Source organism: Providencia sp. AGC89, from assembly GCF_053543535.1.
This window is the reverse complement of sequence record NZ_JBIXLP010000062.1, coordinates 87,550-107,520: the sequence shown is the minus strand read 5'-3', so window position 1 is coordinate 107,520 and position 19,971 is coordinate 87,550. Positions and strand designations below refer to the sequence as shown.

The window sequence follows — 19,971 nt, the reverse complement described above, 5'->3', positions numbered from 1 at the left end:
TTGAGTATTCATATTTTTTATATTTCGTTTTATTGGGGCTTCGTGTTACATACAGGTGTATGCTCCCCGAGCTATCCTCGCTGATCGCCTTGCTACAGTACGAATGCTTTAGCGTATAACTCACATTATTTGGCATCTTGGCAATCGCTTTGTGTTTGGTTGATGATTTCTAATAAGAGTGTGTTATTATCTGTACTAGTTAAATAGTATGGATGGATAGACGATGACAGCAAATCAACAATATGACCCGGCTTTGACCGCGGATGAGAACGCTGACTGGCTGCGCTTTGTGAATTTATTACAATTGGCATTTGAACAAGATATCCATTTGCCAGTTCTTCAGTTATTACTTACGCCAGATGAGCGTACAGCCTTATCGACCCGAGTTAAAATAGTGCAAGAGCTAATGCGCGGCGAAATGAGCCAAAGAGAACTTAAAAATGAACTCGGAGTGGGGATAGCGACCATAACGCGAGGTTCGAATAGTTTAAAATCGGCTCCATTGGATGTGAAGGCTTGGCTCGAGTCTCAACTTCTCTAAAATACTCTTCATATTTCAAATTGTAGGGGTGTTGGCTGCGCTTGCTAACCCTAGTCACATACTTATGTATGCTCCTAGGGCTTAGCGCGACTTGCCGCCTACCTACAATTCGAACTATTTTGAGTATTGGCATTTATCTATTTTAAAATTGTAGGGGTGTTAGCTGCATTTGCTAACCCTAGTCACATACTTATGTATGCTCCTAGGGCTTAGCGCAACTTGCCGCCTACCTACAATTCGAACTATTTTGAGTATTGGCATTTATCTATTTTAAAATTGTAGGGGTGTTAGCTGCATTTGCTAACCCTAGCCACATACTTATGTATGCTCCTAGGGCTTAGCGCGACTTGCCGCCTACCTACAATTCGAACTATTTTGAGTATTGGCATTTATCTATTTTAAAATTGTAGGGGTGTTAGTTGCATTTGCTAACCCTAGCCACATACTTATGTATGCTCCTAGGGCTTAGTGCGACTTGCCGCCTACCTACAATTCGAACTATTTTGAGTATTGGCATTTATCTATTTTTAAAACAAATAGACACAAAAAAAGTATGGTTTCCCATACTTTAGTGTGAAAAGCGTGATGTTTAATCGCACATGCAATTTTAATTATTTTAAGTATAATTAGTCTTCTACTTGGTTTAGCTCTTTATAAATTTCATGCTTAATGGGAACTAAGGCCAAAATTAAGGCTTGTTGGTAAACACTTGTGCGGGTTAATACCCCGTCGGTGAAAAAACCAATAGCGCCACCTTGTTGTTTGATATTATCAATACCGGTCAAAAAGGCCATTTCATCGCCAAGTTCACGACCTTCACGAATACCTGCCAGAATTTTTTCTGGGATCATAATACTCGCAGAGCGAGACTCGCCGCGTATTTGCTTATGTTCAATAACTATCCAAGCAAAAGTCATATCATCTTCAATGCCTGCTTCGATACCGACCCAAAAGTCTGCTTCAGGGCGAACTTGTCTTGAAGCCATTACGCGTTGTCTAGCCCCTGTACGGGTTTCATTATTACCGATAGGTTGCTGTGGAACACTGCTATCGACATTAATATCTTCAATTTGATAACTGCCAGCCCCAAATACAGCATCGAAAGCTAGATGGATCGCTTTAATTTTGGCAGGATTAGTCGTTGCAGCTATAACTTGGTACATTAATTATTTTCCTTTGAACACATACTTCGAAAAGTAATAACGGAACACATCTATGTTACAGGTTTATCTTGTTCGCCATGGCGAAACTGAATGGAATTTAGCTCGTCGCATCCAGGGACAATCCGATAGCCCTCTGACAGCCACTGGACGACTGCAAGCAAGGCAGGTGGCTGAAAGGATAAAATCAGAAGGCATTACCCATATTATCACTAGTGATATGGGACGCACACTGGAAACTGCACAAATAATTGCAAGTGTATGCGGATGTGAAATTACCACAGAACCGCGTCTACGTGAACTAAATATGGGGGTTCTTGAACAAAGAGCGATTGAGTCGTTAACCTCAGAAGAAGAACAGTGGCGTAAAAGCTTGATTGACGGCACTCGTGGTGGTCGAATCCCTGAGGGGGAATCGATGGAAGAACTCTATACGCGTATGTTTGCGGCATTAAATAGTTGCTTAGATCTCCCCGAAGGGAGTCGACCCCTGCTTGTAAGCCATGGCATCGCACTAAGTACTTTAATTAGCCGTATTATGGGGGTTCCTGCGTATTCAGAGCGCCGCTTACGTTTACGTAATTGCTCATTATCTCGAGTAGACTACCAAAACAGCCCATGGCTTGCGAATGGGTGGATAGTCGAAACTGCGGGGGAAGTGACTCATTTAACGCAGCCAGCCCTTGATGAACAACAAGGCTAATTATTGAAAAGTAAGGAGTTTCAATATAATGAAACTCCCTCAGCTTAGCGTGCTTTAGTACCGTCTGCTTTGATAGGAACATAATAATCAAACGTATCGATATGCGTTTTAGGGTCATCACTTTCTGGGGTGATATTATGCAAGTCGATATTTTTTAGTCGGTAATGTTCAATATCATACCCAGGGCGACGCGTTAAATTGAGTTTGGGTAAATAAACACCATAAATTTGGTATAAAAACTCCTGTAACGCATTTCGGGTAGGCACGCCATTAAATGAAAATTTCACATACTTACCACTCGGTAATGTCAAATTGGTATACTGATTAGTATTGAAACTTGCATCTTCAGGCCTAACTGCGGTGGTATAGAACACAGTTTGCTCGTCTTCTTTTTCAGGGTTATGGATTGCATGATGCAGCCCGAACACCTCAGAAGCAATCTTGGTGGTATTATCTAAATAATAATGCCAAAACGTTTGGCGCATTTCTGAACATGCGGTTGACCATTCCTCTAAAGCATAAGAACAGCTTTGCTCCAAACCGACCAATTGCAGTTCAGGCATTTGCATAAATTCATGTTCAATATTTATATGATTATCTAAGATAATCGGTGGGCAAATCCCAGTAGCACACCACTCCTCACTACGGCGGTAGAAAGCCGGTGTCAGGTTAAACTGTTTTTTAAATGCGCGAGTAAAAGTTTGTTGCGAGTCAAAGCGATACTGTAGCGCAATATCAAGAATTGGGCGGCTTGTTAAGCGCAGTGCAACCGCAGCACGAGAAAGTCTTCTGGCTCGAATATAAGCACCAATCGCTTGGTCAGTGACTTCTTTAAACATTCTTTGTAAATGCCACTTAGAGTAGCCTGCTTTTGCGGCAACATTATCCAGCGAGAGTGGTTTATCAAGGTTGTCATCTATCCAGCGAAGCAAGTCGCGAATAATATTAGTTTGATCCATGTATATCCCCAGCCAATGCGACTTATAGTACAGATATAATCTATCAATGAATCGCTATTCTATATCAAGTTACCTTTTTCGTTTATAGTAAATGAGTTGTATTTGAGAATTAGTTAGAAAAGTGAATAATTAACCTTGTATTGATACGAGGTTTACCGATTGTGAGTTGAATAGGAAACCCAGTATGCGTTGTTCCAGATTAAAAAATATTGTTCTCGCGTCATTATTATCAGCGTTGCCTTGTATTACTTTCGCTGAAGAAATCGGTTCAGTCGATACTGTATTTAAGATTTTCGGCCCTGACCATAAAATTGTCGTGGAAGCATTCGATGACCCTGATGTTGATAACGTTACCTGTTATTTGAGTCGCTCAAAAACGGGTGGTATCAAAGGGGGGTTGGGGTTAGCGGAAGATACTTCTGATGCTGCTATTTCATGTCAGCAAGTTGGTCCGATTGAACTGAGCGACCGTGTAAAGCGTAAACCAACAAAAGGCCAAGTTGTTTTTCAAAAGCGCACATCGTTAGTTTTCAAAAAACTGCAAGTGGTTCGTTTTTATGACCCGAAACGTAACACACTGGTTTATTTAACGTATTCAGACAAAATGATCGACGGCTCACCGAAAAATGCGTTAAGTGCTGTACCGATCATGCCGTGGTGATTATGACGAGTGTTTGGGCTGCAATCCTCTGATAGTATGGATACCACTCATAAAAAAAATCCGCTGCTTAAAAGACAGCGGATTTCGATAACTATAATGCAAATAATTAGGTTGTTAATTATTCGTCTAAATCACCACAGAAACGGTAACCTTCACCGTGGATAGTGGCAATAATTTCTGGTGTGTCAGGCGTAGATTCGAAGTGCTTACGAATACGACGGATAGTCACGTCAACAGTCCTGTCATGAGGTTTTAATTCACGGCCAGTCATTTTCTTCAGTAAGTCAGCTCGAGTCTGAATTTTCCCTGGGTTTTCACAGAAATGCAGCATTGCACGGAACTCACTGCGCGGCAATTTGTAGTGTTCACCAGCAGGGCTAACTAATGAACGGCTATTAATGTCTAATTCCCAACCATTAAATTTATAGCTTTCAACCAAACGACGCTCTTCAGTACCGCCAGCCAAATTCATGGTACGTGACAGCAAGTTACGCGCACGAATAGTTAATTCGCGTGGGTTAAATGGTTTGGTGATATAGTCATCAGCACCGATTTCCAGACCGAGAATTTTATCAACTTCGTTATCACGGCCAGTTAAGAACATTAACGCAATACTTTCTTGCTCACGTAATTCACGAGCAAGTAATAAGCCATTTTTACCTGGTAAGTTAATATCCATGATGACTAAATTGATGTCATGTTCGGAGAGAACGTTGTTCATCTCTTCGCCATCAGTTGCCTCATGAACCACATAGCCTTCAGCTTCAAAGATACTTTTCAGCGTATTGCGTGTGACTATTTCGTCTTCAACAATCAAAATGTGTGGGGTCTGCATAGTTGCTACCTAAAGTATTAAAATAAAAATACTGAACTCACAAGCCGTTTTCAGTTAGGTGGTTATTATATTTTTCTCTGAAAAAACACGTTTATGAGTATAAATTTGTTTCAAAATCCAACAGTGACATTATGTTGCTTTTGCAGCAAATGGCTCTAAAAAACTAGCCAAAATATAAGCACTTTCCCAATATTGGGCTGTTAACAGCAATATAACAGCTAATACTGCATTTACCACCTAAAAAACTAACTTTTGTTGATACATATCAAAATCAATTGTAGCACGTTAACAAAAATTGTTAGGTACATAATTATATAAATTAACATGCGATTTAGATATCAGATAGTCGGTCAAAATGCAGAAGACGAATATGAGGGTTGTTGCTTTGACTTGAAATTAAAGAATTAAATCTGCAATTCCCCCAATATACCATCAAAAATAATGTCTGATTTGTGACTCATCTCGAATTTTGACAGGTTGTTTTGTTTAAATGATAGAGAGCAAACGCTTCTAAACTAGAAGTAAAGTGTCTATGCAGTAATATGATGAGTCGTTTATGATTGTAAATAAGTAAATATACTTATGTTATTTTAAGGGTGAAGAAATTTACTAACAATATTTTTACATTTAAATAAAGCATAAATTGGTGGAGATTATGCTAAACAACGAATATGAGTGTAAATGTAGAGAGTGATATCAGATATTTTCAGATTAAGCCCATATGATAACGATCAACTTTCCCGGTAAATCACAAAACCCCATGCATTGATCTACAACTAGAAATAAGTCTCTATCAGGTTAATTGGAACATGGGTTTTTTCTGACTCATCTTGGTGGAAATTCCTGTTTATTTTTAGTGGTACATAACTTTTATCAAATCCCATCATTGTATTTATTTGCTCATTTAATAAACAAATAAGCCATTAAAATCGCAAAAAATTATTCATCTGGTAATTTAAATTATTTTGGTTGTTAAAGCTGGCACTGGTGGGATTTTTGTTTTTTTATGAAGATTTTTTCCCTTTTCCTAGAGGGGTTTTTATTGAAAAACTGTTTTGTTAAAGGGGTTAGAATCAAATAAATTTGACAAATTATGCAGATTGCTTTAACCGTATAGGGAGAAACCCAAAAGATCTAAGAGACAGACAGAATTTATGCGTAATATCAGCCTGACTATTATTATTACCACCACCACCGTAACCACAGGAAACGGGGCGGGCTGACGCATCCAAAAAATAAAAATGAAAAAGCCCGCATCCCCATAAGATGCGGGCTTTTTTTTGGTGTTAATTCAGGAGAGAAATACCATGCGTGTGCTTAAATTTGGCGGTACTTCGGTTGCAAATGACGAACGGGTACTAAATGTTGCTGACATCGCTGAAAGTAAATTAGCAGATGGGCAAGTGGCACTGGTGCTATCAGCACCAGCAAAAATCACTAACCATCTGGTTGCTATGATTGAAAAAACGGTTGCAGGTCAAGATGTCATCACGCATGTAAATGATGCCGAAATGATTTTTGCTAACCTTTTAAAAGGATTGAAAGAAAAACAGCCTGGTTTCGAATATGACAAGCTGAAAAAACTTACAGAACAAGAATTCGCACAAATCAAACAAGTACTGCATGGTATTACTCTCCTAGGTCAATGCCCTGATAGCATCAACGCTACAATTATCTGCCGTGGTGAAAAGCTCTCTATTGCTATTATGGAATCTGTATTAAAAGCTCGTGGTCATAATGTGACAGTGATTAATCCAGTTGAAAGCCTATTAGCAAAAGGGCATTACCTTGAATCTACTGTTGATATAAATGAATCGACAAAACGTATTGCTGCTTTAAATATTCCCAAAGATCACTTTGTCTTAATGGCAGGTTTTACCGCTGGGAATGATAAAGGCGAACTAGTGGTGTTAGGCCGCAATGGTTCTGATTACTCCGCCGCGGTATTGGCAGCTTGCTTACGTGCAGATTGTTGTGAAATTTGGACTGATGTTGATGGTGTGTATACTTGTGACCCGCGTTTAGTACCTGACGCACGCTTATTGAAGGGGATGTCTTATCAAGAAGCCATGGAGTTATCTTATTTTGGCGCCAAAGTTCTCCATCCTCGTACAATCGCTCCTATCGCCCAATTCCAAATACCTTGCCTAATTAAAAATACCACTAACCTAAGTGCTCCCGGTACTCTGATTGGGGATGGTCAAACGGATGACAGCACACCAGTTAAGGGGATCACTAACTTAAATAACATGGCAATGATCAACGTATCGGGGCCTGGTATGAAAGGAATGGTGGGCATGGCTGCACGTATTTTCTCTGTCATGTCACGTAAAGGCATTTCAGTCGTGTTGATCACCCAATCTTCATCGGAGTACAGCATCAGTTTCTGTGTGCCACATAATGAACTACAGCGTGCTCGCGCTGCACTAGAAGATGAATTCTATTTAGAGTTGAAAGATGGCGTATTAGACCCACTGGGCGTGATGGAGCAATTAGCGATTATTTCTGTAGTCGGTGATGGCATGCGTACATTGAAAGGTATTTCAGCGCGCTTTTTCTCTGCATTGACCCGTGGCAATATCAATATTGTTGCTATTGCACAAGGCTCATCTGAGCGCTCTATTTCAGCCGTAATTGCGAACGAGGCGGGAACCACGGCGGTACGTCTTTGTCACCAAATGTTGTTCAATGCAGAGCAAGTGATTGAAGCCTTTATCATCGGAGTCGGTGGGGTGGGAAATGCATTGATTGAACAAATACACCGTCAGCAACAATGGTTGAAGCAAAAGCATATCGACCTGCGTGTGTGTGGTATCGCAAACTCACGTGCAATGTTAACGGATATGCAAGGCATTGATTTAGCTAACTGGAAAGCTGAATTAGCGGAAGCAAAAGAACCTTTTAGCTTAAGCCGTTTGATCCGTTTAGAACGCGAGTATCATTTCTTAAACCCTGTGATTATCGATTGTACTTCCAATCAAGAAATTGCAGAGCAATATGTGAATTTCTTAAAAGATGGTTTTAACGTCGTCACGCCAAATAAAAAAGCCAATACATTATCCATGGATTACTACCACCAATTGCGTGGCGCAGCAGAAAGCTCGAAACGTAAATTTCTCTATGATACAAACGTTGGTGCGGGCTTACCTGTTATTGAAAATTTACAAAATTTGCTCAATGCAGGGGATGAATTAGTTCACTTTAGTGGTATTTTATCGGGCTCACTGTCCTTTATCTTTGGTAAGCTTGATGAGGGCATGTCTTTATCTGAGGCAACGGCGCTGGCAAAAGAGAAAGGCTTTACAGAACCAGACCCTCGCGATGATTTATCCGGTATGGACGTAGCACGTAAATTATTGATTTTAGCCCGCGAAGCAGGTTATGACTTAGAGCTACAAGATATTGAAATTGAACCTGTTTTACCTATGGATTTCGATAGCAGCGGCTCTGTTGCTGAATTTATGGCTCGTTTACCACAATTAGATGTACAGTTTGCTCAGCGTATAAAAGCCGCAGAAGCAGAAGAAAAAGTGTTACGCTATGTTGGGTTAATTGAAGAAGGGCGCTGTCAGGTTAAAATTGTTGCTGTTGATGGCAATGACCCACTCTTCAAGGTTAAAAATGGCGAAAATGCACTGGCTTTCTATACACGCTATTACCAACCAATTCCTTTAGTCTTAAGGGGTTATGGCGCAGGTAATGATGTTACTGCTGCTGGTGTATTTGCAGATATGCTGCGTACCCTTTCATGGAAATTGGGAGTTTAAGAAGTGATTAAAGTTTATGCACCAGCTTCAATAGGTAATGTTAGCGTTGGGTTTGATGTCCTTGGAGCGGCGGTCTCCCCTGCGGATGGCTCATTATTAGGTGATTGTGTCACCGTTGAAGCTGCGGATACTTTCTCGCTAACGAACAAAGGTAAATTCGTTGCTAAGTTACCGAAAAAGAACGAACACAATATTGTCTACCAATGTTGGCAGCTGTTTTGTGAACGCCTTGGCAAACAGTTGAATGTTGCAATGACCCTTGAAAAAAATATGCCAATAGGTTCTGGTCTTGGTTCAAGTGCATGTTCCGTGGTTGCCGCGTTAATGGCATTAAATGAGTTTGCGGACAAGCCATTTGATGATACGCAATTATTAGGCATGATGGGCGAATTAGAAGGGCGAATTTCTGGTAGCGTGCATTACGATAATGTAGCGCCTTGTTTCTTAGGTGGGCTACAGTTGATCATCGAACAAAATGGCATTATTTCCCAACCTGTGCCTGCATTTGAAAACTGGTATTGGGTAATGGCGTATCCGGGAATTAAAGTATCGACAGCAGAAGCGCGTGCTATTCTCCCTGATAGCTACCCACGCCATGACATTGTAAATCATGGCCGGTATTTATCTGGTTTTATCCATGCATGCCATACTAACCAACCATTACTTGCTGCAACAATGATCCAAGATGTCGTGGCTGAGCCTTATCGCACTCAGCTACTGCCAGGGTTTGCAGAGGCACGTAAAAATGCCAAAGAAATTGGTGCGTTAGCATGTGGTATTTCCGGTTCGGGGCCGACACTGTTTGCCATTTGCGATGATAAACAAATCGCTGAAAATATGGCGGATTACTTGCAACAACATTATATTCAGAATGATGAAGGCTTTGTGCATATCTGCCGTTTGGATCTCGCAGGGGCAAGGACAATAGGGTAAATAATGAAACTGTATAATTTAAAAGATAATAACGAACAAGTAAGTTTTGCACAGGCAGTTAAGCAGGGGCTTGGTAAACAACAAGGCTTATTTTTTCCGCAAGACCTGCCAGAGTTTAGTGCAAGCGAAATTGAAGAACTATTAAAATTAGATTTCGTGACACGTAGTAGCCGTATTTTAAATGCCTTTATTGGTGATGAAATTCCTCAAGAAGAATTAGCTGCACGCGTGAAAGCCGCATTTGCCTTCCCTGCACCAGTGTCTAAGGTTGAGGAAGATATCGCGACTTTAGAGCTTTATCACGGCCCTACGCTAGCATTTAAAGACTTTGGTGGGCGTTTTATGGCTCAAGCTTTAGGGCAAGTCGCAGGTGACCAACCAGTTACTATCTTAACGGCAACCTCCGGTGATACAGGGGCAGCAGTTGCACATGCATTTTATCGTTTAAAAAATGTGCAGGTTGTTATTTTATACCCAGAAGGGAAAATCAGCCCGTTACAAGAAAAGCTATTCTGTACACTGGGTGACAATATTCATACCGTTGCTATCAAAGATGATTTCGATGCTTGCCAAGCATTAGTCAAACAATCATTTGATGATGAAGCACTGAAAAAGGCCCTATACCTTAACTCAGCTAACTCGATCAATATTAGCCGCTTACTGGCTCAGATTTGTTATTATTTTGAAGCCGTTGCACAGATCCCAGCTGAAAAACGTGATCAACTCGTGATCTCTGTACCAAGTGGTAACTTTGGGGATCTAACCGCAGGTTTATTAGCTAAATCAATGGGGTTACCTGTTAAGCGTTTTATTGCAGCGACTAACGTGAATGATACTGTCCCACGCTATCTTGTTGAAGGCGAGTGGAAACCACATCAAACCGTAGCTACTTTGTCGAACGCTATGGATGTTAGCCAACCAAATAACTGGCCACGCATTGAGGAATTATTCCGCCGTAAAGGCTGGTCACTGAAAGATCTTGGTTATGGCACGGTTAATGATGATGTGACAAAAGAAACCGTACGTGAATTGGATAAAAAAGGTTATCTATCAGAACCACATGCTGCTGTTGCTTATCGTGTTTTACGTGATCAGCTACAACAAGGGGAATACGGACTATTTTTAGGAACGGCTCACCCAGCTAAGTTTAAAGAAAGTGTCGAGGAAATCTTAGGTAAACAGATCCCTTTACCAAAAGAGCTTGCTGAGCGTGCTGAACTTCCGCTGTTATCGCATTTCTTACCTTCTGATTTTGCAGAGTTGCGTACATTCTTGATGAAATTAGCACCTAAGCAATAAGAGTAAATAGCATATTAATAAATAACGGAGGCTCTGGCCTCCGTTATTTATTCAAGTGAATGAACAATTAAATTTAATCTATTAATTGAGCTGCTCTAAATGACGGTTAATTTCATTTTGAATACTCGCTGAGGAACTATTTTTATTAAACTTCAGCATAGTAATTGCCTTCTCATGTTCATTCATATCGGTAAATAATGTTGAGCTCAAAGGCTTTGATTGTTGAAAATCTTTAGATTGGCTTTTGTGATTTAAAATTGCTTGCCTCATTGTTGGTGACGTATTGTTTTTAGTAAAACTAAGGGCAACAGCCGCTTTAGCATGGCTATCTAATTCAGAAAAACTTAATCCTTGGTTAATGGCTTTTTTTGTATTAATTCCAGCTTGATTAAGGTGGTTATTAATCGCCTTTTGAGTCGATGCAGATGTGCTATTCTCAGTAAATGAAAGCGCCGTTGCCGCATTTTTATGTATATTATTTTCAGGTTTTGCGTAAGCCATATTAGCAGTGACAACGATAAGCCCTAAAGTCAAAATAACTTTTTTCATGATAAATCCTTATTAAAATAAAACAGAATAACTTTCTATATGGTTATAATAAGGGTTTATTTCTGTCTAATACCTGACAGAAAAATGACAAATCTGCCATTTTTCTTTTTTAACTCTAAATGAGAAATTTTATATATTATTAGGAAGGAAAATTGTAAAACGGGTAGAATACTCATCTGAAGCAATCTGAATAGATCCTTTATGTGCAAGTATAATTGATTTCACAATCGCTAAACCAATTCCACTTCCCTCATTTTTTCTTTGCCTTGATTTATCCACCCGATAAAAGCGATCAAATAACTTAGGGAGATGTTCTTCAGGGATTTTTTTACCTGGGTTACTAATGATAATCTCAATTCCACCTTTGACATTTGCCAAATTTATACTGACGGAATCACCTTTTGGCGTATAGCGGATGCCATTCGAAATTAAATTGGTAATTGCTCGACGAAGCATGTTTTTATCTGCAAAAATAGGGTTTGCTTCACCAATAAGTTTTAATTGAATTTCATTGTCTTCTGCTAAAAACTCAAAGTAATCAAGAATTAAAGTTATTTCCTCCTTAAGATTGATCTGTTTTTTCTCTGGGATCAATCGGTTATCATCGGCTTGCGCCAGAAATAACATGTCTGAGATCATCCGTGATAGTCGATTATATTCTTCCAAGTTTGAATAAAGCACCTCGACTAATTCTTCCTTTGTTCGATTTTTATTTAAAGATATTTGTGTTTCAGTCATTAAATTAGTGATAGGAGTGCGCATTTCATGAGCTATATCCGCTGAAAAATTGGTTTGCCTGACAAAAACATCTTCAATTTTAACCAACATTTGGTTAAATGAAATAGTTAATTGTTTTAGTTCTTTAGGGACAGCGGTTGGGTCTAAGCGAATACTTAAATTCTCTGAGGTGACATTTTTTATTTCATCACTGACATCTTTAAGTGGTTTCAACCCTTTGATAACAAGAAAATAAACAATAGAAACGGTTAAAAAACATAGCAAAACCGCACTGATAATTAAATTATTTATTAGTGAATTAAGGTAATCATGATGGAAATTTAAGGATAAAGCTGTTACTAGCCGATATTTTTTTGCTTCTGAAGGGCCACTGATTTGAATATAGCTTTCTGACAGGCGGTAATTTTTAAGGTAGAGGTCTTTATTGCTTTTGTTAGGGTCATAATTTTTTAAGTGGGAAATAAGTTCTGTTGTTGCATTCGGTGATGTTAATACCTTTCCATTATTGTCACTCAAATAAACCACAATATCTTGATGTTCATTAATAATAGTTCTGATCAGTGTATATTGCTCATCTTGTGAGCCAGCATTTTCGTTTAATAAACTGTGGATCGTTAAATTAATTTGGTTGAGTGTATATTCATCTTGCTGTTTAAAATGCAAAACGACAGAGTTGATCATAAGCCAGCTAAATAATAACAATGCAAGGGAAAGGGTGATGCTGATCAAGAAAATAAGCCGAGCAGAAATAGAGATCGGGGAGCGAAATAGCTTATTCATTTTCTGGGATCTCAAGTAAATACCCCATACCCCTAATGGTATGGATCAGTTTCGGTTCGTAATTATGATCGATTTTTGATCTTAAACGCTTAATCGCGACATCAATAACATTGGTGTCGCTATCAAAATTCATGTCCCATACTTTTGATGCAATTAAAGAGCGTGATAGCACTTCGCCTTGATGTAGAACAAAAAGCTCAAGCAAAGCAAATTCTTTACTCGTTAAATTAATTTTTTCATTAGACCGAGTGACTCGTCTTTTAATTAAATCAACATGCAAATCAGCAATAGAAAATTGAGTTTTTTGAATATTATTATTTCCTCGACGTAAAAGAGTTCTAACACGAGCAAGTAATTCAGAAAAATCGAAAGGTTTTACAAGATAATCGTCAGCGCCAAGTTCAAGGCCTTTCACTCGATGCTCAACATTACCTAATGCAGTTAACATTAATATAGGAGTGTTTTTGCCAATAGTACGTAGGTTTTTCGCTATTTCCCAACCGTTAATATCAGGCAACATGACATCAAGGATGATGAGGTCATACTCTTCTGTTGTTGCCATATGAAGCCCCGTAATACCATTTTCTATCGCATCGACAATAAAACCAGATTCAGTTAAGCCTTTTGATAAATATTCTCTGGTTTTATGTTCATCTTCTACAATAAGTAATTTCACAAGTACCTCAAAGCTGAGTTGGAGCTATTTTATCCAGCTTTATTCTAAGCATTGAAACCAACAAATGTAAAATGACAAATTTGTCATTTTCATGTCATGAATCTAACAGGAGGTGTTTTTTACCATAGCAATAATTTTAATTACTAGGGGCGTGGCTATACCATGTTTTCACCAAAAATATTACTGATAGCTCATGCTCTAATTTTAACAGGGTGCGTCTCTCTCGCTCCTGAATATCAGCGCCCAAAGTCTAATGTACCAGAACAATTACATTCTGATTTAACGGCCGCTAGCAGAACAAGGGAATCGACATTTTCTATACCTAGCTGGCAAGCATTTATTCAAGACCCGCAAATGAAAAGGGTGATACAGACAGCCCTTGAAAAGAACAGTGACCTTTATCTTGCCGCATTAGATGTGGAAGAAGCTCGTGTTCGTTTTGGCTTGTCTCAGGCTGAAAAGTACCCACAAATTAGCTCATCAGCGAGTGGTGATTATAACCAGTCACTGAATTCTGATTCATCTCTGAATAAAAAATACAGTGCGGGTATTGATATTAGTTATGAGCTCGATTTTTTTGGTCGTATTAAGAATTTATCAGAAGCTGATAAAGCAAAATTCCTTTCTTCTAAAGAAATGAGCCGAGCTACACAAATTTTAACGATTAAGGCTGTCGCTGACGCATATTTAGATGTGGTATACAACCAACAACTTTTATTAATTGCTCAAGAAACAAAAAACAGTTATCTCAACAGCCAATCTATTGTGAGGCAAAAAGTTGCAGCAGGAAATGCGACACTATCAGATTTAGAGCAAGCGAAAGGGCAAGTTCAATCCATTGAAATTAGTATAGAAAAAATTAATAGTGAAATAGTAAGAAATGAAAACTTAGTCAATTTCTTGACGCATGATTACGCTGAGAAAATAAAAATAGCCTCAACGAGCTATGAGCCAAAGTATCCACTTATTATAACCCCCTCAAATATACCTTCTGAAATGTTATTAAAAAGGCCTGATATTATGGCGGCAGAGCAAAATATTATTTCAGAAAATGCGAATATTGGTGTAGCAAGAGCGGCATTCTTCCCTTCTATTTCTTTCAATACTGGCATTGAGAATAGTAATGACTCTTTGTCGGGACTATTTGATTCCTCGAATGGTATTTGGAATTTTATTCCTAAAATTACACTCCCTATTTTTACTGGTGGTACAAATAGCCGAAATTTAGAGCTAGCGACTATTCGCAAAAATAAAGCAATTGTTAATTACGAGAAAAATATCCAAGTGGCTTTTCGTGAAGTGAAAGATGCGTTGGTGATTAAATCTAGTTTAGAAAAACAAATATTCTCTCAAAAGCAGTATGTCAAAACGTTAGAACATGTATTGGCTCAAAAACAAGCTAGTTACCAATATGGCAGTTTAAGCTATTTAGATGTTCTTGAATCACAAAGAATTTTATTTACAGAACAACAGAATTTATTGATGTTGAAAATAGAGCAGCAGAAAAATGAAGTGAATTTATTCTCTGCATTAGGTGGCGGACAAATAGGATCGTAAATATGAAAAATTTGAATAAAGTTATTTTTGCCCTTTCGATAGGGATGTTCACAACGATAGGTTACGCAAATACAGCGGAGCACGATCATTCTGTTTACCCAGAAAAAGTTGCTGAGCCGGTTATTAACACAGAAGGTAAGTTAATTGCGATTGATAAAGCGAATAAAAAACTAACAATTAACCACCAAGCAATTGAAAGTATTGGTTGGCCACCAATGACTATGCGTTTTACCTATGAAGATGAAAATATGATTAAAGGTTTACAAGAGAATGATGAACTAACGTTTTCTTTTTCTCAAAAAGGCAACCTTTCCATATTGAAATCAATCGAAAAGATAAATTAAATAGATAGAGAGATGTTATGTCATTAGTCAACCTGGCCAAATTACTGCTTGTGGTTATTTTATCGAGTGCGATTTCAATTTTATTTTACCGTTATTTCTTTGTAGATGAAAAACTGGTACAGGAAACTGAAAAACAAGAGCGCACCGTTTTATATTGGTATGACCCGATGTACCCAAATACTAAATTTGAGCAGCCGGGTAAGTCTCCTTTTATGGATATGGACTTAGTACCTAAATATGCGGATGAGAATTTAGCTTCAGCAGATAGTAAAGGGGTCACTATTAACCCAACACAAACGCAAAATTTAGGTGTAAAAACAGTGGCTGTGAAATGGGGAAAATTAAACTATGACTTAACATTTCCTGCTGAAATTGTATTTAATGACCACCAATTTGCCATCGTACAAGCACGGGAAAGTGGTTTTGTCGAAAAAGTTTATCCATTTACGGTGGGCGAGCAGATCCAAAAAGGAGAAGCTATCGCTGAGTTAACCATCCCTGCATGGGTCGAAGCTCAAAGTGAATATCTCGCCTTGAAGCAGATGGGCGTTCCACAAACAGATCTTAATAGCGTGCTTGAACGCCTACGTTTAAATGGCATGCCAGAAAATTCAATTGCTCAATTTATTAAAAGTAGCAAAGTTCAAACTCGTTTTATCATCAAAGCGCCTATTTCAGGGGTGATTACAGCACTAAACCTACGCCTTGGAATGAATGTGACAAAAGAAGGAGTTATTGCTCAAATTCAAGGAACAACTCCATTATGGTTGAATGCATCTATTTCACAATCAACAGCAGAATTGTTGAATAAAGAGGTTCAATTTTCTGTTGCTATTCCTGCTTATCCTAATCACCAATTTAAAGTAAATAACTGGTTGATATTACCGAGTGCTGATGCGGCTAGCCGGACTATTAATATTCGTGCAGAAATTACAAATGGAGAAAATTTATTAAAACCTGGGATGACTGCTTATTTAAATTTAGTCGCTGAAGATAAAGAAAGTCTATTAATTCCTTCTCAGGCGATAGTGGATTCAGGTAAAGAACAACATGTGATTGCGGTAGGGAAAGACGGTGAGTTTATCCCGAAAAAAGTTCGGGTCATCAAGGAATCTCAACAAATGACAGCCATATCTGAAGGTTTACAAGTTGGAGAGCCTATAGTGACTCAAGGTATTTTCCTTATTGATTCTGAAGCCAATATTGCTGGTGCATTAGCACGAATGGAAGCACTTTCTGAGCAAGCCACACCATCTAATCATTCATCACATAAATCTCAGGAGTAGACTATGTTGGAATGGATTATAAGACGCTCAGTAGCTAATCGGTTCTTGGTATTAATGGGGGTAGTTTTTTTAGTTATTGCAGGCCTCTGGAGTATTCGCCATACACCAGTTGATGCCTTGCCTGACTTATCCGATGTTCAAGTCATTATTAAAACGACCTATCCGGGTCAGGCTCCACAGTTAGTTGAAAACCAAGTTACTTACCCAATAACTACCACGATGTTATCTGTACCAGGTGCCAAAACAGTACGAGGTTTTTCTGCATTTGGTGATTCATATGTTTATGTTATTTTTGAAGATAATACTGATTTGTACTGGGCTCGTTCAAGGGTTTTGGAGTATTTAAATCAGGTTCAAACTAAGTTACCTAAAGGGGCAGTCGCATCGATTGGACCAGATGCGACAGGGGTAGGCTGGGTTTTTGAATATGCTTTAGTCGATAAAACTGGAAAGCATAATCTAGCTGAATTACGTTCATTACAAGATTGGTTTTTGAAGTATGAATTAAAAGCGCTGCCTAATGTTTCGGAAGTAGCAACCGTTGGTGGTGTGGTGAAATCATACCAAATAGTGGTTGACCCTCTGAAGCTTGCCCAGTTCTCAATTACTTTACCTGAGATAAAACAATCGGTAGAGATGGCTAACCAAGAAGCTGGGGGCTCTTCAATTGAGATTGCTGAAGCTGAGTATATGGTTAGAGCTAGTGGCTATCTTCAGTCACTGGATGATTTTAATAAAATTTACCTGAAAACATCTGAAAGTGGCATCCCTATTTATTTACAAGATGTTGCTCGAGTACAAGAAGGCCCTGAGATGCGCCGTGGGGTCGCGGAGCTGAATGGTGAGGGGGAAGTTGTTGGTGGAATAATTTTACTTCGCTCAGGTGAAAATGCACGTGATGTTATCCAAGATGTAAAACAAAAACTTGATGATTTAAAAGCTAGCTTACCCGAAGGTATTGAAATCATCACAACCTATGATAGAAGCATATTAATTGATAATGCTATAGATAATTTAAGTTATAAATTACTGGAAGAATTTATTGTTGTAGCCCTCGTCTGTGCCGTTTTTTTATGGCACTTTCGTTCGGCATTAGTGGCTATTATTTCTTTACCGCTTGGTTTATTTATTGCTTTTATTGTAATGCGCTATCAAGGAATAAATGCAAATATTATGTCGTTAGGGGGGATTGCAATTGCGATTGGTGCGATGGTTGACGCTGCAATCGTGATGATAGAGAACGCCCATAAAAAATTAGAAAAATGGCAACACCAAAATGAAGGTAAAATACTCGATAATGCTCAGCGTTGGAAACTTATAACTGATTCCGCTGTGGAAGTTGGGCCTGCCTTATTCATTAGTTTATTAATTATCACTCTTTCTTTTATCCCTATTTTTACGTTAGAAGGGCAAGAAGGACGGTTATTTGGACCACTTGCGTTTACAAAAACCTATGCAATGGCTGGGGCAGCTGCCTTAGCATTAATAGTGATCCCCATTTTAATGGGGTATTGGATCCGCGGTAATATTCCAAATGAAAATAAAAACCCACTTAACCGTTGGCTTATCTCACTGTATAGCCCTATTTTGCTTAAGGTTTTAGCATGGCCGAAAACGACATTATTAATCGGTTTTTTAACACTATTTACCGTGATATGGCCGTTAAAGCATTTAGGCGGTGAATTCTTACCATCAATTAATGAAGGCGACTTGTTATATATGCCTTCAACATTGCCGGGGGTTTCACCCGCTCAAGCTGCATTTTTATTACAGAACACCGATAAGCTTATAAAAACCATTCCTGAAGTAGACACTGTATTTGGCAAAGTTGGTAAAGCTGAGACGGCAACAGACTCCGCTCCTATGGAAATGATTGAAACGACAATTCGTTTGAAACCACAATCACAGTGGCGAGAAGGGATGACGCTTGAAAAAATCATTGACGAATTAGATGAAACAGTTCGTTTACCAGGGGTTGCAAACCTATGGGTTCCACCAATTCGTAACCGGATCGATATGCTTTCAACGGGGGTAAAAAGCCCTATCGGGATTAAAGTTTCAGGTAAAGATCTCCAAGAAATTGATGCTTTAGCGCAAGAAATTGAAAAAGTAACTAAATCTGTGCCCGGTGTTGTTTCTGTATTAGCAGAAAGGTTGGTTGGTGGCCGCTATATTGATGTCAAGATTGATAGAGAAAAAGCCGCCCGTTATGGAATGAGTATTAGCGATGTACAAGTGTATATATCGATGGCGACAGGGGGGGAAATGATTGGTGAAACGGTAGAAGGTATTGAACGTTATCCCATAAGTCTAAGATATCCACAGGATCATCGAAATAGTGTTTCCGCATTGAAATTATTACCGATTTTAACGCCAAGTAAGCAACAAATTGTACTGAGTGATGTCGCCGATGTGGCTGTCAATATGGGGGCACCTATGTTGAAAACAGAAAATGCACGTCCAACAAGTTGGATTTATATTGACGCACGAGACCGCGATATGGTTTCTGTTATTAAAGATATTGATGCCGCAATAAAAGATAACATCCAAATGAAGCCGGGGTTGAGTTATTCATTTACAGGGCAATTTGAATTATTAGAAAGAGCTAACCAAAAGCTTATGCTAATGGTACCCGCAACTATTATGATCATTTTTGTGTTGTTGTATTTAGCTTTTAGGCGTTTCAGTGAAGCATTACTTATTTTACTCAGCCTACCTTTTGCTTTAGTCGGGGCTATTTGGTTCCTTTATTGGATGAATTTTAATTTATCCGTTGCGACGGGAACGGGGTTCATTGCATTGGCGGGCGTAGCCGCTGAGTTCGGTGTTGTTATGTTGATTTATTTAAGACATGCTATTGAAGATAAAGAAAAAGTGCAAGGAATTAACCAGTTATCAAAACAAGATTTAGATAGTGCATTATATGAAGGTGCAGTACTTAGAGTCAGACCTAAAGCCATGACGGTTGCGGTAATTTTAGCAGGTTTATTACCTATTTTATTAGGTACTGGAGTTGGCTCTGAAGTGATGAGTCGGATTGCAGCCCCCATGATTGGAGGAATGATCACTGCACCATTATTATCGTTATTTATTATTCCTGCTGCATACAAACTAATTTGTCAGGCGCGCAATAAAAAATAGATTTTTATAAATATTATTAGTGATTATTTAAAAGGTGAACTG

The 19,971-nt window shown here is 38.8% G+C and carries 17 protein-coding genes and 1 other annotated feature; of the genes, 11 read left to right on the top strand and 6 right to left on the bottom strand.

The window, feature by feature from the left end; all coding sequences use genetic code 11:
* Positions 1 to 223 precede the first annotated feature (223 nt).
* Positions 224 to 541 (top strand): trp operon repressor, encoded by a 318-nt coding sequence (gene trpR / locus ACIPUA_RS11850; RefSeq protein WP_042847005.1) that lies wholly within the window; start codon positions 224 to 226, stop codon positions 539 to 541.
* Positions 542 to 1,167: 626 nt separating this feature from the next.
* Here trpR and yjjX read toward each other — a convergent pair.
* Positions 1,168 to 1,704 (bottom strand): inosine/xanthosine triphosphatase, encoded by a 537-nt coding sequence (yjjX, locus tag ACIPUA_RS11845; RefSeq protein WP_004914743.1) that lies wholly within the window; start codon positions 1,702 to 1,704, stop codon positions 1,168 to 1,170.
* Between the two features lie 52 nt (positions 1,705 to 1,756).
* Here yjjX and gpmB point away from each other — a divergent pair, with 52 nt between their 5' ends.
* Positions 1,757 to 2,404: a 2,3-diphosphoglycerate-dependent phosphoglycerate mutase GpmB gene (gpmB, locus tag ACIPUA_RS11840; RefSeq protein WP_042847004.1), complete on the top strand. Its 648-nt coding sequence runs from the start codon at positions 1,757 to 1,759 to the stop codon at positions 2,402 to 2,404.
* 44 nt (positions 2,405 to 2,448) lie between these two features.
* Here the strand turns inward: gpmB and robA are convergent, their stop codons facing one another.
* Positions 2,449 to 3,363: an MDR efflux pump AcrAB transcriptional activator RobA gene (robA, locus tag ACIPUA_RS11835; protein WP_042847003.1), complete on the bottom strand. Its 915-nt coding sequence runs from the start codon at positions 3,361 to 3,363 to the stop codon at positions 2,449 to 2,451.
* Positions 3,364 to 3,547: 184 nt separating this feature from the next.
* Here robA and creA point away from each other — a divergent pair, with 184 nt between their 5' ends.
* Positions 3,548 to 4,024, top strand: coding sequence for a protein CreA (creA, locus tag ACIPUA_RS11830; protein WP_042847002.1), 477 nt, complete (start codon positions 3,548 to 3,550; stop codon positions 4,022 to 4,024).
* Between the two features lie 118 nt (positions 4,025 to 4,142).
* Here creA and arcA read toward each other — a convergent pair whose 3' ends face one another.
* Entirely contained in the window at positions 4,143 to 4,859 is a 717-nt protein-coding gene (arcA, locus tag ACIPUA_RS11825; protein WP_004905684.1) for a two-component system response regulator ArcA, read from the bottom strand.
* A 1,154-nt stretch (positions 4,860 to 6,013) separates the two neighbouring features.
* Here arcA and thrL point away from each other — a divergent pair.
* The 4 genes from thrL to thrC all read left to right on the top strand — a co-directional run bounded on the left by thrL (position 6,014) and on the right by thrC (position 10,858).
* Positions 6,014 to 6,082 (top strand): thr operon leader peptide, encoded by a 69-nt coding sequence (gene thrL, locus ACIPUA_RS11820; protein WP_071548816.1) that lies wholly within the window; start codon positions 6,014 to 6,016, stop codon positions 6,080 to 6,082.
* Positions 6,021 to 6,142, top strand: a sequence feature (Thr leader region). (Overlaps the previous gene by 62 nt.)
* Positions 6,143 to 6,166: 24 nt before the next feature.
* A complete protein-coding gene (thrA, locus tag ACIPUA_RS11815; protein WP_042847001.1) occupies positions 6,167 to 8,626 on the top strand; it encodes a bifunctional aspartate kinase/homoserine dehydrogenase I in 2,460 nt (819 codons plus the stop codon).
* Between the two features lie 3 nt (positions 8,627 to 8,629).
* Entirely contained in the window at positions 8,630 to 9,559 is a 930-nt protein-coding gene (thrB, locus tag ACIPUA_RS11810) for a homoserine kinase (protein WP_048608446.1), read from the top strand.
* Between the two features lie 3 nt (positions 9,560 to 9,562).
* Positions 9,563 to 10,858 (top strand): threonine synthase, encoded by a 1,296-nt coding sequence (gene thrC, locus ACIPUA_RS11805; protein WP_048608444.1) that lies wholly within the window; start codon positions 9,563 to 9,565, stop codon positions 10,856 to 10,858.
* 81 nt (positions 10,859 to 10,939) lie between these two features.
* Here thrC and ACIPUA_RS11800 read toward each other — a convergent pair whose 3' ends face one another.
* The 3 genes from ACIPUA_RS11800 to ACIPUA_RS11790 form a co-directional block, all read right to left on the bottom strand.
* Positions 10,940 to 11,407 (bottom strand): hypothetical protein, encoded by a 468-nt coding sequence (locus ACIPUA_RS11800; RefSeq protein ID WP_048608443.1) that lies wholly within the window; start codon positions 11,405 to 11,407, stop codon positions 10,940 to 10,942.
* A gap of 129 nt (positions 11,408 to 11,536) precedes the next feature.
* Positions 11,537 to 12,925, bottom strand: coding sequence for a Cu(+)/Ag(+) sensor histidine kinase (locus ACIPUA_RS11795; protein WP_166686982.1), 1,389 nt, complete (start codon positions 12,923 to 12,925; stop codon positions 11,537 to 11,539).
* On the bottom strand, positions 12,918 to 13,601 hold the full coding sequence (locus tag ACIPUA_RS11790) for a heavy metal response regulator transcription factor (protein WP_048608439.1): 684 nt from the start codon (positions 13,599 to 13,601) through the stop codon (positions 12,918 to 12,920). Before ACIPUA_RS11790 ends, ACIPUA_RS11795 begins: the two co-directional genes overlap by 8 nt.
* A 162-nt stretch (positions 13,602 to 13,763) precedes the next feature.
* On the opposite strand from ACIPUA_RS11790, the gene ACIPUA_RS11785 reads away from it, so the two are divergent.
* From ACIPUA_RS11785 to ACIPUA_RS11770, 4 genes are read left to right on the top strand one after another with little or no spacing between them, the layout of a single operon-like run.
* Positions 13,764 to 15,158, top strand: coding sequence for an efflux transporter outer membrane subunit (locus ACIPUA_RS11785; RefSeq protein ID WP_048608437.1), 1,395 nt, complete (start codon positions 13,764 to 13,766; stop codon positions 15,156 to 15,158).
* Positions 15,159 to 15,160: 2 nt separating this feature from the next.
* The gene (locus ACIPUA_RS11780; protein WP_042846995.1) at positions 15,161 to 15,502 is read left to right on the top strand and encodes a copper-binding protein; all 342 of its coding nucleotides are present in this window, start codon (positions 15,161 to 15,163) and stop codon (positions 15,500 to 15,502) included.
* A 17-nt stretch (positions 15,503 to 15,519) separates the two neighbouring features.
* Positions 15,520 to 16,788: an efflux RND transporter periplasmic adaptor subunit gene (locus tag ACIPUA_RS11775; RefSeq protein ID WP_042846994.1), complete on the top strand. Its 1,269-nt coding sequence runs from the start codon at positions 15,520 to 15,522 to the stop codon at positions 16,786 to 16,788.
* Positions 16,789 to 16,791: 3 nt separating this feature from the next.
* A complete protein-coding gene (locus ACIPUA_RS11770; RefSeq protein WP_048608436.1) occupies positions 16,792 to 19,929 on the top strand; it encodes an efflux RND transporter permease subunit in 3,138 nt (1,045 codons plus the stop codon).
* Positions 19,930 to 19,971: the final 42 nt, after the last annotated feature.

Excerpts from the sequence above, each read along its gene's own strand:
- creA (WP_042847002.1), top strand. The coding sequence starts at position 3,548 with ATGCGTTGTTCCAGATTAAAAAATATTGTTCTCGCGTCATTATTATCA.
- robA (WP_042847003.1), bottom strand. The coding sequence starts at position 3,363 with ATGGATCAAACTAATATTATTCGCGACTTGCTTCGCTGGATAGATGAC.
- gpmB (WP_042847004.1), top strand. The coding sequence starts at position 1,757 with ATGTTACAGGTTTATCTTGTTCGCCATGGCGAAACTGAATGGAATTTA.
- ACIPUA_RS11795 (WP_166686982.1), bottom strand. The coding sequence starts at position 12,925 with ATGAATAAGCTATTTCGCTCCCCGATCTCTATTTCTGCTCGGCTTATT.
- ACIPUA_RS11780 (WP_042846995.1), top strand. The coding sequence starts at position 15,161 with ATGAAAAATTTGAATAAAGTTATTTTTGCCCTTTCGATAGGGATGTTC.
- thrC (WP_048608444.1), top strand. The coding sequence starts at position 9,563 with ATGAAACTGTATAATTTAAAAGATAATAACGAACAAGTAAGTTTTGCA.
- arcA (WP_004905684.1), bottom strand. The coding sequence starts at position 4,859 with ATGCAGACCCCACACATTTTGATTGTTGAAGACGAAATAGTCACACGC.
- ACIPUA_RS11800 (WP_048608443.1), bottom strand. The coding sequence starts at position 11,407 with ATGAAAAAAGTTATTTTGACTTTAGGGCTTATCGTTGTCACTGCTAAT.
- thrA (WP_042847001.1), top strand. The coding sequence starts at position 6,167 with ATGCGTGTGCTTAAATTTGGCGGTACTTCGGTTGCAAATGACGAACGG.
- ACIPUA_RS11785 (WP_048608437.1), top strand. The coding sequence starts at position 13,764 with ATGTTTTCACCAAAAATATTACTGATAGCTCATGCTCTAATTTTAACA.
- ACIPUA_RS11775 (WP_042846994.1), top strand. The coding sequence starts at position 15,520 with ATGTCATTAGTCAACCTGGCCAAATTACTGCTTGTGGTTATTTTATCG.
- ACIPUA_RS11770 (WP_048608436.1), top strand. The coding sequence starts at position 16,792 with ATGTTGGAATGGATTATAAGACGCTCAGTAGCTAATCGGTTCTTGGTA.
- trpR (WP_042847005.1), top strand. The coding sequence starts at position 224 with ATGACAGCAAATCAACAATATGACCCGGCTTTGACCGCGGATGAGAAC.
- yjjX (WP_004914743.1), bottom strand. The coding sequence starts at position 1,704 with ATGTACCAAGTTATAGCTGCAACGACTAATCCTGCCAAAATTAAAGCG.